Below are 14,583 nucleotides of genomic sequence, written 5' to 3' on the forward strand. Positions count from 1 at the left end.
CGTAGCTCCAACTGCTCGGTATGAGCACTGTCGAGACCGAACAGGCGACGACGACCACTGTCGAGGTGAACGCGACCGGCCACGTCCGCCGGGAACTGGGCGAGCACGAGTTCTCGTTCACCTTCGAGGGCGACACGCTCGGGGCGTTCCTCGACGCCTTCTTCGCGGAGCACGGCTGCGAGGAGCTCCTGCTCGCCGAAACGGAGGCCGAGGAGACCGCCCACGGCTGGGCCGACTACCCGGGCGACCCACCGGGGCGCTGGGAGCGCAACCCCGAGGGCGAGCGCACCCGCGCCTTCGCCCGCGTGATGGTGAACGGCCAGTTCAACGAACTGCTGGACGGGTTCGGGACGGAGCTCGAGGACGGCGATCGGGTCGCGCTGCTGTACCCGTTCATGTTCTGCCTGTAGGCCGGGGATCAGCTACTCCGAGCGAACCGTTTCCGCCACTTCCTCGAGCGTCCGGTACTCCGATTCCGAGTACGCGATCACGCGAACGTCGGTCAGCGTCGAGGGGTCGTACGCCCAGACCTCTTCACACACCAGCCGCGCGCCCCTCTCGAACTCGAACCCCGCGGCGCCGGTACCGAGGACCGGAACGACGACCGACTCGCATCCGAGGTCGTCGGCCTTCGCGAGCGCGTTCCGGGTCGCGTCGCGGATGCTCTCCTCGGTGGCCCGGCCGTCGCCGTAGTGGGGCATGGCGGCGGCGTGGATCACGTACTCGGCGTCGAGGTCGAACGCGTCCGTGACCGCGACCGCGCCGAGGTCGACCGGCCCCTGCTCGACCGCTGCCTCGTTGATCGGTCCGTTCGCGCTCCGGCGGAGCGCGCCCGCGACGCCGCTGCCCATGTGGAGGCTGGTCCCGGCGGCGTTGACCAGCGCGTCCGCCGACTCGGCCGCGATGTCGCCCTGGACGACGGTGAACTCCATGGGCGAGGGTTGGGACGTGAGCGACTTAGCCGCTCGGGGGGCGTCGACCCGTGGGCGAGTCCCGTCCGCGTCGCCTCTACCCAAGCCCTCTTGGTCCGGACCGTCGGAGCCTCGGGTGATGTCTCGTCTGCTCTCCGTCTGGCGGCGGGCCGCCTCGCTGGGCTGGCCGGTCGCCGTGCAGCAGACGCTCAACACGCTGATGCGGACGGTCGACCTCGTGGTCACTGGGCTGTTCTCGCCGGCCGCCGTCGCGGCGGTCGGCCTCGCGGATCTCTACGCGCAGATCCCCCTCCGGGTGGGCCTGGCGCTGGGCACCGGGTCCATCGCGCTCTCCTCGCAGGACACCGGCCGCGGCGCCGACCTGACACGCGATCGGTCGATCACGCAGGCGCTGCTCATCGGCGCGCTCTGTGGCTTGCCGCTGGTCGCCGTCGGCCTCCTGTTCAGCGGCCCGCTGATCGCGCTGCTGGGCGCCGAACCGGCGGTCGTCGCGGACGGCGGGCGCTACCTCGCGATCGTGTTCGCGGCGGCGCCGATGCGGATCGTCGGGCTGATCGGCGCCCGCTCGTTGCAGGGCGCCGGCGACACGCGGACGCCGATGTTCGTCAACGGCACCGCGAACGCGCTCAACATCCTGCTGACGGTGAGTCTCGGCCTCGGGCTCTGGGTCGCCCCCGAACTGGGGATCGTCGGCGTCGGCGTCGCGACCGCGGTCAGCCGGACGCTCGAGGCGGTGTCGCTCGTGGTCGCGCTCGCGGGCCCGTGGACCGGCCCCTCGCTCGCCCGGCCACGGGAGCTCACGGTCACCCGCCAGCTCGTCGCGGTCAGCCTCCCCAGCTTCGCGGAGGGGATGAGCAGCACGCTCGCGAACTTCCCGTTCAACTCCCTCACGCTGCTGTTCGGCACCGAGGCCAACGCCGCCTACCACATCGGCCGCCGGATCTACCAGCAGCTGACTGGGCCGCTGTACCGCTCGTTCAGCACGGTCTCGAGCATCACCGTCGGCCAGCTGCTGGGCGACGGTGAGGCGGGCGACGCGCGCTACGCCGCGGGCGCGATCCTCGCGCTGAGTCTCGGCACGCTCGGCGTCGCCGGCGCGGGGATGTTCGTCGCGGCCGAGGAGCTGGTCCGCGTGTTCACCCGCGACCGGACCACGATCGGGTACGCGGTGGGGTTCACCCGCACGTTCGCCGTCTCGATGCTGTTCTTCGGGATCTTCTTCCCGCTCGCGGGGACGCTGCGCGGCGCGGGCGACACGCGGACGCCGTTCTACGCCCGGCTGCTCGGCTCGGTCGTGTTCATGCTCGGGGTCTCCTACCTGCTGGCGTTCGTGCTCGACTACGGGATCGTCGGCGTCTACGTCGGGCTGGTGCTCTCCTACGCCTCCTGGGCCGTGGTGGTCGTGGCGGGGTTCCTCCGCGGCGACTGGGTCGGGACTGCGGAGTCGATGATCGCCGACCGGGCCGCGATGGAGGAGGAAGCGGAGGACTGACGGGCGCTATCCGATGTGCCTTTCCGGGTCGGCGGCGTCGTGTCCAGTATGAACGAGCGTTCACGCACCGTTTCTCGGCGGGAGCCGGGGGGTCGACGATGACCCGGAAGGACGACTACTACAACCGCGCCAAGCAGGAGGGGTACCGCGCCCGCTCGGCGTACAAGCTCCAGCAGCTCGACGACACCGCGAACCTGTTCGACGACGGCGACACGGTCGTCGACCTCGGCGCCGCCCCCGGGGGCTGGCTCCAGGTCGCCGCCGAGGAGGTCGGCCCGCAGGGGAAGGTGGTCGGCGTCGACCTCCAGCGCATCGACGATCTCGAGGCCCACCAGGTGAGCACGATCCCCGGCGACATGACCGAGGAGGAGACCCGCGATCGGCTCCGCCGCGAACTCGGTGGGTCCGACGCCGACGTCGTGATCTCGGACATGGCGCCGAACATGACCGGCGAGTACGAGCTCGACCACGCGCGTTCGGTCCACCTCGCGCGGATCGCGTTCGAGACCGCCGAGGAGGTGCTCGCTCCCGGCGGCGACTTCGTCGCCAAGGTGTTCCAGGGGAAGGATCTGGACGACCTCGAGGCCGATATCGAGGGGTCGTTCAAGTACGTCCGCCGCGTGAACCCCGAGGCCTCCCGGGACTCCTCCAGCGAGGTGTACCTGGTCGGGAAGGGGTACACCACTGCACCCGTCGCCGAGGGCGATCAGCGCTCGGTCGAGATCACCGACACCGGCGATGAGGGTGACGGCATCGCGAAGGTCGAGGGGTTCACCGTGTTCGTCGCCGGCGCCGACGAGGGGGAGACGGTGGAAGTCACGATCACCGACGTGAAACCCAACTTCGCGTTCGCCGAGCGCGTCGACTGACCCGCTGGAGTCGATTAGCTGGAGATCCAGGCGTACGTCTGGATCGAGCCGAACAGCAGCGCGAGCACGCCGTTCTGGACGAGAAGCACGTGCTCGGCGTTCGCTGGGGGCGCGGTCCGGACCCACAGCGTCAGCAGGCCGAACAGCGTCGTCAGCACGAGGTTGTACTTCGCCAGCACTAGCCAGGTGTCCTGGTCGAGGGAGACGAGGCCGTCACTGCCCATGCTCGTTCGTGGTGATGCGACGGGAGGAAGCTGTCGGCCGACTCAGTCGAACCGGAGGAGCTCCGAGCCGGTCCGCCAGTTGTACAGTTCGACGACTGCGGCAGCGCCCATCAGCACCGCGAACACCGACAGCACGACCGACCCGTTCCGGACCGCGCTCGCACCCACCGCTCCGGCACAGACACCGAGACTGATCGGTGGGGATGCGGGGTGGTCGCGGACCGCAGGGATCAGCCCCGCGAGGAGGAAGAGGGTCACGAGTCCCGCCACCACGTACTCCAGCGTGGTGACGCTCCCGTAGCGGATCTGGAGCGCGAGGAACCCCAACCAGAGCAGGAGGAAGCCGACGCCGGTCGCGATCCGGAACTGTTCGGCGGAGGGCACACCGCGATCGACGCACGCTCCTGGCAAAACGCTGCCGGAGGTCAAAGCCGCATGTACTCGGTGCCGGCCCGCCAGTTGTACAGTTCGACCAGCGTGCCGACCGCGCTGAACACGGCGAGGATCCCGACCAGCAGCGTCCCGCTCCCGACGTAGCCGACGGTACAGACCGCCGCCGCGAACGCCGCGCCGAGTGCGTTGTACGCCTCGTGCTCCCGCACCCGTGGGACCGCGCTCACGGCGAAGAAGACCGTCCCGAGCGCGACCAGCCCGTACGCCCACGCCGCCGAGTCGCCGCGGCGGACGACGAAGGCGCCACCGACGACCGCGATCAGCACCGCCGCGGCGGCGTACAGCCCCGTCTGGACCCGTTGCTCGTCCATCGACGGCCACTCGGGGCGCCGGCGAGAAAAAGCCACGCAGTCGGCGCCGCTACTCCGGTCGGCGGTGGCTGGCGCGGCGGTAGCTGTACAGTTCGACCACGAGTCCGCCCGCGGCGAGGACCGCGAACACGCCGATCGCGTCGACGGCCGTCGCGCCGACGCCGGGCGAGGAGCGGACGGCGAGATACCACAGCGAGAACAGCGCGGCGACGTAGCCCGCGTTCAGGAGGCCGTACGCACGGTGAGCACGGACACCGGAGAACGCGCTCGCGCCGAGAAAGGCCGCACACAGGGCCAACATCGCGATCACTGCGGGGTCGACCGCCCCGGCGACGAACACGAACCCGACGGTGCCGGCTGCGGCGAGGAGGGCGGCGACGGCCGCGAGGGCGCTCCAGACGGGGCTGGTGATCTCCATACACCGACTTTCGACGCTTGCTGACAAAAAACGTCGGTCGGCGGACTGCTACGACGCGAACAGCCGCCGATCGTTCTCGTCACGTCGCTGGACCGCGCCGACCACCGCGTAGACGAACGGCGTGTCGATCAGTGCGATCGCCAGCTTCAGCACGTACTGGCCGACGATCAGCGCGGCGACGCTCGGCGCGGGGCCGCCGTCGACCAGCTTCAGCCCCATCTCGGCGCCGATCCCCAGTTCGGGGAGCAGCCAGAACGCGACGCCGACGAAGATCACCGTATCGATGAGCTGGCTGCTCGCCGTCGAACCGATGTTCCGGAGCCAGAGCTTCTCGCCGTCGGTCGCCTCCTTCAGCCGGTGGAAGGCGATCACGTCCCAGTTCTGGCTGGCGACGTAGGCCAGCAGGCTGCCCGCGACGATGTTCGTCGAGGCGCCGAGCACTGAGGAGAACGTGCTCGCGAACTCGGGGTTGGCGGCGGGGGCGACGATGGTGCTCCAGACCAGCGCCAGCACGACGAAGTTCATCAGGAAGGCGACGTTGACCAGTTCGCGGGCGGCCCGCTTCCCGTACAGTTCGGCGTAGCAGTCCGACGCGAAGTAGGTCACCGCGTACGCGAGCGCGGCGCCCGGGAGCGTGAGCGCGCTGCCCGCGACGGGGATCGAGAACGGCAGCTGGAAGGAGAGCAGCTTCGCGGCGGTGAGCTGTGCGACGACGAGCGCCGTGACGAACAGCGCCACCAGCAGCAGGCGATCGACGGGGAGCGGCCGGCGGTCGGCGCTCATTCTTCGTCCTCCCCCGCCAGCCGCCCCTGCCGCTCGTCGATCTCGTCGAGGCGGTCGAGCGTCTTCCGTATCGACGCCCGGATCGCGTCGCTACGGTTGACGAACTTCCCGTCCTCGCCGACGTGCTCGTCCAGATCGTCGAGCAGTTCGTCGGGGATCTCCACGGAGACTTTGCTCATCGTTCCCCCGTCGACCCAGCCACCGTTCGATCCGGTACTCGTAGAGTCATATCTGGGGAGTATCCGAGGAGTAGCAAAAACGCACCGTTCGGGAGTCGGCCGGTCCACTCGACCGAGTCGCGCCCCATGCTGTCGCGAGCGACCCGTGCGGGGTGGATCGCTGCTCCCGTTCGCGCTACCCGTCGTCGCTGGACGTCCCGGGGCCGATCGTGGGTTTCCGGAGGTTCCGCCGGCCGCCGAGGGTGAGCACGTACAGCACCCCGAGACCAATGCCGTAGGCCGCCATCAGCGGGATCGTGATCATGATCATGGTGAGCGCGTCCGCGGGGGTCAGCAGCGCGGCCACGAGCATCATGCCGATCATCACCTCGCGCCAACGGTTCCGCATCGCGGTGTAGGAGATCCCCGCGGTGTTCAGCAGCGCCATCAGGACGGGCACGTCCGCGAGGATGCCGATCCCGGCGGTGGTGAAGAAGATCAGCCAGAAGAAGTCGGTGATCCGGTAGCTGATCGTCATGTTCGCCGCCAGCGCGTCCTCGACGAGGTAGGAGATCACCCGCGGCGCCACCTCGAGGTAGCCGAACACCATTCCCCCGAGCAGTCCGGCGGTCAGGAGGGTGGCCCAGCCGAAGATGAGCTCGCGGCGTCCGCGGACGAACCCGAGGTCGCGCAGTGCGGGCCACGCGAAGTAGGCGATCAGGGGGAGCGCCGCCGCGACGCCCAGCAGCGCGGAGAACTTCACCTCGAACACCAGCGCTTCGACGGGGTGGAGCGCGATCACCTTCGACGCCTCCATCGCGGTCTGGCCGGGTTCGAGCACCTCGCCCGGCACGCGGGAGAGGAAGTCGGCGTACACGTCGCGGATGCCGCCGGTGTACAGCCAGAAGAACGACCCCGCCATCACGACCATGAACGTGCCGACGATGTAGAACAGCCCCGAGGTGAGCGAGCCGAGGATGAACTGGATATCCTTGTAGTAGCCGCCGATGTCGTCCTCGTCGGTGTCCTCGGCGAACTCGTCGAGGAACGTGCTGCTCGCGCGCTGGGTCCGGTCGCCCACGCTGCCGGGTTCGGGTTCGTCCTCCTCGGCCGCCTCCTCGGCGGCGGCGGTCGCCTCGTCGTAGCGGTCGAGGATCAGCCGCGCCCGTTCGTCGTCGTCGGCTGCCAGCGCGCGGTTGGCGTAGTAGTTGGCCGCCCGTTCGCTCAGCGCGGTGAACGTCGCCGGCGGCGCGCGTTCGAGCTCCTCGGTCGAGAGCTGGCCGACGTTCACCGCGGTCGGGTCGGTGCCCGCGAAGTAGCACGCGAGCAGGGTGTAGACGGCCACGAGAACGGCGACGACGGCGAGCACCCCCGCGGCGGCGAGGCCGGCGGCGGCGACCGTCGAGTAGCCAAAGGTCGGGACGACGGCGTCGAAGCCGGCCTGCCCGAGCAGCCCGTTCACCTCGCCGGGGTAGCCGAGCACGGCGTAGGCGATCCCGAACAGCAGCACCGCGAACACGGCGAGTGGCTGGCCCTGCTGGCGCAGGCGCTGCCCCCAGTCGACCCACTCGCGGCCGCGTTGGATCGCGCCGATCGGGTTCACCGGCGTGAACAGCGGGTCGACCTCGTAGGTCGGCGGCTCGGGCTCGTCGGGGTCGGGCTCGTGGGCCTCGTCGTGGCGGTCGAGGATCGCCTGGGCCTTCCCGTGGTCACCCTCGTCGATGGCGTTCTGGGCAGCCTCGAGCGCTTCGGGCTCGCTCATCGCTTCGAACGCCTGGATCGGCGCCGCGCGGACGCCCTCCTCGTCGAGCGTCTCGAGATCGACCCCCGTCGGGTCGCCGGTCTCGGCGTCGGGGTCGACCGTCTCCTCGAGTTCGCGGTAGGCGAACAGCAGCAGGCCGATCACGGCGAAGACGACGCCGATCCCGAGGCCGACCAGCACGACGTTCCCGATGGCGGAGAGCGAGGTGACCCCGTCGATCGCCGGCGCGCGGTAGCTGCTGCCGACCGCTTCGAGACCCGCGTTGATCGCGCCGCGGACGCCGGTGTTGGCGTAGAGCCACGCGACGGCGACGCCGGAGACGACGAGTGCGGCGGTCGCGTTCCAGTTGCGTCGGACGACCCCGCCAACCGAGAGTCGCTCGCTGCCGCGTTTCATCGTCACCGCGAACTTCGCGAGGTAGAGGCTGAACCCGTAGAGCACGAGCAGCGGCACCGCCCACATGATCTGCGTGAACGGGTCCGGCGGAGAGAACACGGCGCCGAACACGAAGATGGCGACGACCGCGTACCGCCACTTGTCCCGGAACTGCTCGTAGGGGACGATCCCAGTGTAGGAGAGCCCGGTGATCGCCAGCGGCATCTGGGCCGCCAGCCCGAACGAGAACGTCAGCAGCAGCACGAACTCGGTCCAGAGGACGATCGACCAGTAGGGGGCAAAGCCCGCCGACACCGCGTTGCCGGCGAGGAAGTTGAACATGATCGGGAAGAAGAGGAGATAGCCGTACGCCATCCCGCCCATGAACAGCGCGGCAGCGAGCAGGGCGATCCCGGCGATCTTCCACCGCGCCACCGTGATCGACGGCCAGTGGCCGCGCTCCTTCAGGGCGTCACGGGAGAAGTAGACGAGCACGGGCGAGGCGACGATGAGCCCCGCGACGAGCGAGATCTTCGCCTGCAGGAGGATCACGTCGAACGGCGTCTGGGCGATGATGTCGAACTGGGCCTCGAGCTCCGCGGGCATCCGCTGGGTGGTGACGCCCTTGAGCCACTCCCAGACCCCCCTGCGGAGGCCCATGAACGTCCCCAGGAAGCCGATCACGAAGACGATGAACACCTTCTGGAGATCCTTCTGTGCGGATCGGAGTATCGCACCCGCCGTCTCCCGCCCCTCGGCGATGGCGCGCTGGGTATCGTCGTCGAGCGCGCTGGACATAGCGAGAAGGAGCCACTTCGGCGTTATCAACCTTTCCACCTCGCGGGCAGGCGATCCGGAAAGGCCTATAAGACCGCGTGAGCCATACCGACCTATATGGCCGAGGAACCGGACGACGAGGAGGGACGCGAGCCGTCCGACTCGTCAGCGTCCGGTTCCGACGAGAGGTCGGACGCCGAACGCGAACTCATCGGACCGGAGGAGCCCGGCTCGCACGACAACGATCCCGCTTCGGACGACGAGGCGGAACCGGACGACGACGAGGCGGAACCGGACGACGACGAGACGGAACCGGACGACGACGAGACGGAACCGGACGACGACGAGACGGAACCGGACGACGACGAGACGGAACCGGACGACGACGCGGACGGTTCCGACGACGCCCCGGCGTTCACACAGGTCGACGGGCTCGGCCCCGACAACGAACCGCGGGAGGAGGTGGAGTCAGACGACGACTCCTCGGACGACGAGTCGGGCGACGACGACGAGTTCGAAGCCGAGCACGTCTTCGAGGATTACGACCCCAACGAGACGCCGACATCGCCCGAGGAGCGCGGTGCGACGATGCCCCCGGTGGATTCGGAGTCTGAAACCGAGCCGGGGGGCCCGGAGGACGCCGGGTTCGATCCGGACGACGGCCTGCTCGGCGAGGGTCCCGACTCGGACGAGGAGATGCCGCTTGCGGCCCACATCGAGGAGATGATGCGCCGGCTGTCGGTGGTGTTCATCGTCGGCGGCGCGGTCGCGCTGACACTGCTCGGGCTGGGACAGCTGTTCGAGCAGGTGCCCACGGCGGTGGACATCATCGACATCCTCTGGAACAACGCGATCCCCGGCGCGCCGGAGATCGAGGGGCGACGGCCGCGGGTGTACGGCCCGCTGGAGCTGGTGCTGACCAAGCTCAAAGTGACCGCGCTGGCGGGGCTGCTGATCGCGCTCCCCGTGTTCGTCTACGAGACGTACATGTTCATGCGTCCGGGGCTCTACCCCAAGGAGCGGCGGTACTACATCTCCGCGATCCCGACCAGCCTGATCCTCGGCACGATCGGGATGGCGTTCTCCCACTTCGTGATCATCCCGGCGATCATGAGCTACTTCACCGTCTACACCGACGAGAACGTCGCCACCGTCGCGTACGGGCTGGAGAGCACGTTCTCGCTGATCATCGTCCTGATGGGGTACATGGCGGTGATCTTCCAGATCCCGCTGTTCATCATGCTCGCGATCATGATGGGGATCGTCACCCGGGAGTGGCTCGAGGACAAGCGCCTCCTCTTCTGGGGTGGCTTTCTCACTATCGCGTTCCTCGTCAACCCCGACCCGACGGGGATGACGCCGTTCATCATCGCGGCGACGATGATCGTACTGTACGAGGGGACGCTGGCGCTGCTGCGCTGGACGGGGAACTGACCGTCACTGGGCGTCGACGCCGACCCGCATCGGAGTTCGGCTTTCCCCTCGATAAATCGGTGATAACCCAGAAAAACACGGTAGGAAGCGTCTACTCTCTAGTTGGAAAATATTACCGGATCTGGCAATCGGGGGCGAGTGTTTATACCCCGTAGCGTACTCCTTACGGCTAGACAGCCTCGCGAGGCGGGTGCCCACAGCAGCCGAACCGCGGGCGGTCGGATACCCATGAAACAGAAGCTCAAAGCGATGCTCGGCGACGACCGTGGTGTGAGCCCGGTCATCGGCGTCATCCTGATGGTCGCGATTACGGTGATTCTGGCCGCGGTTATCGGCACGTTCGTCCTCGGACTCGGGGACAGTTTGGAACAGGCGCCGCAGGCGTCGCTGAACGCGGCGGACGCGTCGGACGATTACTCGGATGCTGGTGATGACGATGCGTTCACGATCTCGCACGACGGTGGTGACGCCATCGCCTTCAGCGATATTCGAGTGATCGTCGAGCCAGTCGATGGTGACGGCGCTGCCCGGTTCGAGCAAGGTTCCTGGTCTCCCAGCCTTGACGGTGCTAATCTCACTCTGAACTACGACGGTGATAACCCAGAGTCCGGCGACGAGTTCCAAGTCGGCGACCAAGTGACGATTGCCGATGAGGACGACGACGACACACTCTCCTCCGGCGAGGACTACCGCATCCGCCTGATTCACCTCCCGTCCGAGTCGATCCTGATGGACCAGGAAGTAACGCTGCGGTAACAGTTCGCCTCCGCGACGGTCTTCCGAAACATCGTCTACACGGACGCAGCCGACTCCGATCCGTCGCCGCGCCGCAGGCCGAACTCGACCTCGATCCGGACCGTGTCGTAGGGAACGTACGGCTTCTTCGCGCGGCCGTCCGCCTCGAAGTGGACGATCTCGTACTCCGCCAGCAGGGACAGATCGTCGTGAACGTCGTGGACGTCACGGTCGAGCCGGTCGGCCAGCGCGCGGATGCTCTCGGGCGGCTGATCCATCACCGCTTCGAGTAGTTCCATCCGCCGGTCAGTGAGCAGTTGGCGGAGCCGTGCCCGGTCCTCGAAGTTGACGACGTGCGGGACCGTCTCGCCGCCCTCCCACCGTTCGGCGCGCTCGATGGCTGCCGCTTGGGCCTGCTCTGCGGGGATCGACGTGATGCGAAGGGTCGAGGGGTACTCGACCGCATCCGGATCGGACGAAAATTCGTCGTGCGTGGGTTCGGTGTCAGTCGGTTCTTCGCTCATGGATTTCGTTCACTTGGTTCTTGATAGCGGCTCGCTCTCAGTTGTTCACGTCCTCCTGGAGTCGCTTCCGGAGTCGCTCGAGACAGATCTCCAGAACGCTTAGCGGCGCCTCAACCTCGATATCCGCCGGCTCGTGCTTGACCTCACCCTCCCGCGCCAACTGGAAGTGCGTCACCCCGAGGTCGGGATGGTCGTCGTCCTTGTGCCAGCCGAGGCTAACCGCGTCGTCGACGTACTGCACGCGCTGGATGTCGTCTCCCTCGTGCGGCCGCCACAGCACCTCCAGTGTCGCGTCCGTCCGTGGGAACGCCTTGCCGAGGAACTGATCGACGGCGAGGTCGGCGACAACCGTTCGGGGGCGAACCTTGGAGGGTCTGTATCGGACGTCCGACGCGCCAGCAACGTTCTGCAGTCGCTCTTTGAGACGGCGTAGCCCCTGGCGTCGCGTGAAACCACGACCGCCGGCGAGCAACACCACTATCCGCGCTCCACCACCGCGTCAGTCGAGTCGTCGCCGAACGGCTCCAGCGTCGTCAGCGAGTCCTGCAAACTGATCGCCAGCCGGATCGCCTCACGGATCTCCATGTCGTACTCCCACTCTGCGATCGTCTCCAGCCGGTCGTTACGCTCCGTCTCCGTGAGGTCGTCCCGGCCGACGCTCCGGCGCAGCTCCGACAGCGACTCCACGTCGTACGCCTCGCGCCACTCCTCGATCTCGGTCGCGATGGCGTCCAGTTCCGCAGTCAGTTCGTCGACGCCGTGGGCCTCGGCCAGCCGCCGCACCTCGTCGAGGAACTGTGTCACCTCGTCGGGCTTGTACCCGATCCCTCGATCGGTCTCGACAGCTTCGAGATCACCCTGCTCGACCATCCGTTCGAGGTACTTCACCGCCGTATCCCGCGAGACGTTCGCCTCGTCGGCGATCCATCCGGCGTTCCGTGGCTCGGTTCGCGTCGACGCGACGTGGCGGACGCGTGCTTCGGCGTCCATCCCGTCGAGCCACGCTGACTCCCGCTGGCTCATACCCGCCAGTTCGTCGCTGCGACACAAATAGTTTCTCACGAAAACGAGATATTTCGCCCAATTCATCGACAGATGTCGTCGCTACCTCGACGGCGTCACGGAAAAGACGTGCCCGAAAGAACTACTGCGGCGTCGGCTCCGAACCGCCCGCGGGCTTCGTCACGTCGGAGCTCTCCAGCGCCGAGCCGGTGATGCTCTTGAGCCGGCTCACGAGCGAGTCCTTCTCGCCCTCGCCTTCGAGTGCGACTTCGAGCACCTCGGAGATGTGCGAGACCGGGATGATCTCGATCATGTCCTTGTACTCGTCCTCGATCATCACGTCCTGCTCGTTGGCCTGCGGGATGATCACGCGGTCACAGCCCGCCTTCGCGGCGGCCTCGATCTTGTGGGTGACGCCGCCGACGGGGAGCACGTCCCCGCGCACCGACAGCGAGCCCGTCATCGCGAGGCTCTGATCGACGCCGATGTTCTCCAGCGCGGAGATCACCGCCGTCGCGACCGTGATCGACGCCGAGTCGCCGTCGACGCCCTGCTGGCCGGTCTGGATGAACTGGATGTGGATGTCCTTGTCCGAGATCTGCTCGTCGGTGTACTTCTTGATGATCGCCGAGACGTTCTGCACCGACTCCTCGGCCATCTCCTGGAGCTGGCCGGTGGCGATCACCTGCCCACCCATCCCCTGGGAGGGGGTGATCTCCGCCATCACCGGCAGCATGATCCCGGAGTCGTCGCCCATCACGGCGAGGCCGTTGACGCGGCCGACCTCGTGGCCTTCGGAGACCTGGAGCTCGTAATCCTTCCGGCGCTCGATGTAGTCGTCCGCGAGCTGCTGCTCGATCGAACGGCTACGGCCCTTGGCCTCGAGCACGTGCTCGCGCGTGGTGGCGTCGGCGCCCTCGCCACGGGCGATGTCACCCGCGACGCGGACCAGCCCACCCAGCGAGCGGAGTTCGAGCGTGAGGTGGTCCTTCCGGCCCGAGCGGCGCCGGGCCTCGAGGATGACCTCCTCGACGGCGTCGTCCGTGAAGTGCGGGAGTCGGCCGTCGTTCTCGACCTCCTGTGCCACGAAGCGCGCGTACTTCCGGCGCATCTCCGGGCTGTCGCGGATGGTGTCGTCCATGTACACCTCGTACCCGTAGCCGCGGATGCGGTTCCGGAGCGCGGGGTGCATGTTCTCCATCGCGTCCAGGTTCCCCGCTGCGACCATCACGAAGTCCGTCGGGACGGGTTCGGTCTGGACCATCGCGCCCGAGGAGCGCTCTGACTGGCCCGTGATCCCGAACTCGCCCTCCTGGACCGCGGTCATGAGATGCTGCTGGGAGCGCACGTCGAGCGTGTTGATCTCGTCGATGAACAGCACGCCCTTGTTCGCCTTGTGGATCGCGCCGGCCTCGACGCGGTCGTGGCTCGGCGTCTCCATCCCGCCGGACTGGAACGGGTCGTGGCGGACGTCGCCCAGCAGCGCACCCGCGTGGGCACCCGTCGCGTCCTCGAACGGCGCCGTCTTCGTGTCGGCGTTGTCCACCAGCAGGTTCGGGATCATCGCGTCGCTGCCACGGGAGATGTACTGGAACCCGATGTAGATCAGCACCGCCGCGATCACGGCGATGATGGGGTTCCCCATCGCGAGGATGGCGTAGCCGGCGACGACGGCGATCACGATCCACATCAGGAGGCTGCGCAGCTGATCGCGCTTCTGGGCCTCCTCCTTGTGGGCGTCGATGATCTGTTCGCCCTTGCCTGCGGGGACGGTCCGGACTTTCGGCTCGTTGCTGTCGTCCGGGTTGTGGTAGACGAGCACGTCCTGGAGCTCCTCCTTCGGCAGGAGCTCCGCCATCGCCTTCGCGAGCATCGACTTCCCCGTCCCGGGGGAGCCGATCATCATCACGTGGCGGCGCTGCTTGGCCGCCTTCATCACGACGTCCCGGGCGTGCTCCTGCCCGATCACCTGGTCGACCAGCCGATCGGGCACCTCGATCTCGTCGGTCGAGTCGATCCGGAGCCCGCCGAGCAGGTCGTCCTTCCCGATCTCCTCGTCGTCGTCGATTTCGGCGTCGAACTCCACCTCGCTCCCGAGGTCCTCGATCCCGGGAGCCTCGTCCTCGTCCTCCTCGCGGGGCTGCTGCTCCGCGGGGGGGTCGGGCTGTTCGTCGGGGTCGCCCTCTCGGGCGCCCGACCCGTTGAGCGGGAAGGGATCCTCCCCCTGCTCCCCCTCGTCGGGCACGTCGGTATCGTCCGTTTCGTTGCTCATAGAACGCTGTCGCTACTACAAACGAGGCTCGCGCGCCTGATATACTTTCCCCCATCAGTGGA

At 67.9% G+C, this 14,583-nt stretch carries 17 protein-coding genes; 5 read left to right on the plus strand and 12 right to left on the minus strand.

The genetic code is table 11. The features are described 5' to 3' along the window. The first annotated feature begins 20 nt into the window (after window positions 1–20). Window positions 21–410: a MoaD/ThiS family protein gene (locus B4589_RS12490; RefSeq protein WP_079234579.1), complete on the plus strand. Its 390-nt coding sequence runs from the start codon at window positions 21–23 to the stop codon at window positions 408–410. A 12-nt stretch (window positions 411–422) separates the two neighbouring features. Here the strand turns inward: B4589_RS12490 and B4589_RS12495 are convergent, their stop codons facing one another. After that, window positions 423–932, minus strand: a complete 510-nt coding sequence (locus tag B4589_RS12495; RefSeq protein WP_079234580.1) for a macro domain-containing protein — start codon at window positions 930–932, stop codon at window positions 423–425. A 118-nt stretch (window positions 933–1,050) separates the two neighbouring features. Here B4589_RS12495 and B4589_RS12500 point away from each other — a divergent pair, with 118 nt between their 5' ends. Together B4589_RS12500 and B4589_RS12505 are read left to right on the plus strand one after the other, a co-directional pair. Further along, window positions 1,051–2,424, plus strand: coding sequence for an MATE family efflux transporter (locus B4589_RS12500; RefSeq protein ID WP_079234581.1), 1,374 nt, complete (start codon window positions 1,051–1,053; stop codon window positions 2,422–2,424). A 98-nt stretch (window positions 2,425–2,522) separates the two neighbouring features. Next, complete coding sequence (locus B4589_RS12505; protein WP_079234582.1) at window positions 2,523–3,293, plus strand: 23S rRNA (uridine(2552)-2'-O)-methyltransferase; 771 nt, start codon at window positions 2,523–2,525, stop codon at window positions 3,291–3,293. A 14-nt stretch (window positions 3,294–3,307) separates the two neighbouring features. On the opposite strand, the gene B4589_RS12510 is transcribed toward B4589_RS12505, so the two are convergent. From B4589_RS12510 to B4589_RS18425, 7 genes are all read right to left on the minus strand, one after another. Continuing rightward, the gene (locus B4589_RS12510; protein WP_079234583.1) at window positions 3,308–3,517 is read right to left on the minus strand and encodes a hypothetical protein; all 210 of its coding nucleotides are present in this window, start codon (window positions 3,515–3,517) and stop codon (window positions 3,308–3,310) included. A gap of 42 nt (window positions 3,518–3,559) precedes the next feature. Beyond that, window positions 3,560–3,901 (minus strand): hypothetical protein, encoded by a 342-nt coding sequence (locus B4589_RS12515; RefSeq protein WP_079234584.1) that lies wholly within the window; start codon window positions 3,899–3,901, stop codon window positions 3,560–3,562. Window positions 3,902–3,942: 41 nt separating this feature from the next. After that, window positions 3,943–4,281, minus strand: a complete 339-nt coding sequence (locus B4589_RS12520; RefSeq protein WP_079234585.1) for a hypothetical protein — start codon at window positions 4,279–4,281, stop codon at window positions 3,943–3,945. Between the two features lie 49 nt (window positions 4,282–4,330). Beyond that, on the minus strand, window positions 4,331–4,699 hold the full coding sequence (locus B4589_RS12525) for a hypothetical protein (RefSeq protein WP_079234586.1): 369 nt from the start codon (window positions 4,697–4,699) through the stop codon (window positions 4,331–4,333). Between the two features lie 48 nt (window positions 4,700–4,747). Continuing rightward, on the minus strand, window positions 4,748–5,482 hold the full coding sequence (locus tag B4589_RS12530) for a queuosine precursor transporter (RefSeq protein ID WP_079234587.1): 735 nt from the start codon (window positions 5,480–5,482) through the stop codon (window positions 4,748–4,750). Next, on the minus strand, window positions 5,479–5,661 hold the full coding sequence (locus B4589_RS12535; RefSeq protein WP_079234588.1) for a ribbon-helix-helix domain-containing protein: 183 nt from the start codon (window positions 5,659–5,661) through the stop codon (window positions 5,479–5,481). Before B4589_RS12535 ends, B4589_RS12530 begins: the two co-directional genes overlap by 4 nt. Window positions 5,662–5,836: 175 nt before the next feature. Then, entirely contained in the window at window positions 5,837–8,575 is a 2,739-nt protein-coding gene (locus B4589_RS18425) for a twin-arginine translocase subunit TatC (protein ID WP_079234589.1), read from the minus strand. Window positions 8,576–8,671: 96 nt separating this feature from the next. On the opposite strand from B4589_RS18425, the gene B4589_RS12545 reads away from it, so the two are divergent. Together B4589_RS12545 and B4589_RS12550 are read left to right on the plus strand one after the other, a co-directional pair. Further along, entirely contained in the window at window positions 8,672–9,988 is a 1,317-nt protein-coding gene (locus B4589_RS12545) for a twin-arginine translocase subunit TatC (protein WP_079234590.1), read from the plus strand. Window positions 9,989–10,216: 228 nt separating this feature from the next. Then, complete coding sequence (locus B4589_RS12550; protein WP_079234591.1) at window positions 10,217–10,744, plus strand: type IV pilin; 528 nt, start codon at window positions 10,217–10,219, stop codon at window positions 10,742–10,744. A gap of 35 nt (window positions 10,745–10,779) precedes the next feature. On the opposite strand, the gene B4589_RS12555 is transcribed toward B4589_RS12550, so the two are convergent. The 4 genes from B4589_RS12555 to lonB all read right to left on the minus strand — a co-directional run bounded on the left by B4589_RS12555 (window position 10,780) and on the right by lonB (window position 14,521). Then, window positions 10,780–11,247, minus strand: a complete 468-nt coding sequence (locus B4589_RS12555) for a transcriptional regulator (RefSeq protein WP_079234592.1) — start codon at window positions 11,245–11,247, stop codon at window positions 10,780–10,782. Between the two features lie 37 nt (window positions 11,248–11,284). Continuing rightward, on the minus strand, window positions 11,285–11,725 hold the full coding sequence (locus B4589_RS18245; RefSeq protein WP_255246087.1) for a hypothetical protein: 441 nt from the start codon (window positions 11,723–11,725) through the stop codon (window positions 11,285–11,287). After that, the gene (locus tag B4589_RS12565; protein ID WP_255246088.1) at window positions 11,725–12,270 is read right to left on the minus strand and encodes a hypothetical protein; all 546 of its coding nucleotides are present in this window, start codon (window positions 12,268–12,270) and stop codon (window positions 11,725–11,727) included. Before B4589_RS12565 ends, B4589_RS18245 begins: the two co-directional genes overlap by 1 nt. A 121-nt stretch (window positions 12,271–12,391) precedes the next feature. Then, window positions 12,392–14,521 (minus strand): ATP-dependent protease LonB, encoded by a 2,130-nt coding sequence (lonB, locus tag B4589_RS12570; protein WP_079234593.1) that lies wholly within the window; start codon window positions 14,519–14,521, stop codon window positions 12,392–12,394. Window positions 14,522–14,583 lie beyond the last annotated feature (62 nt).

Origin of the sequence: Halolamina sp. CBA1230, from assembly GCF_002025255.2 — an archaeon.
Lineage (GTDB): Archaea > Halobacteriota > Halobacteria > Halobacteriales > Haloferacaceae > Halolamina.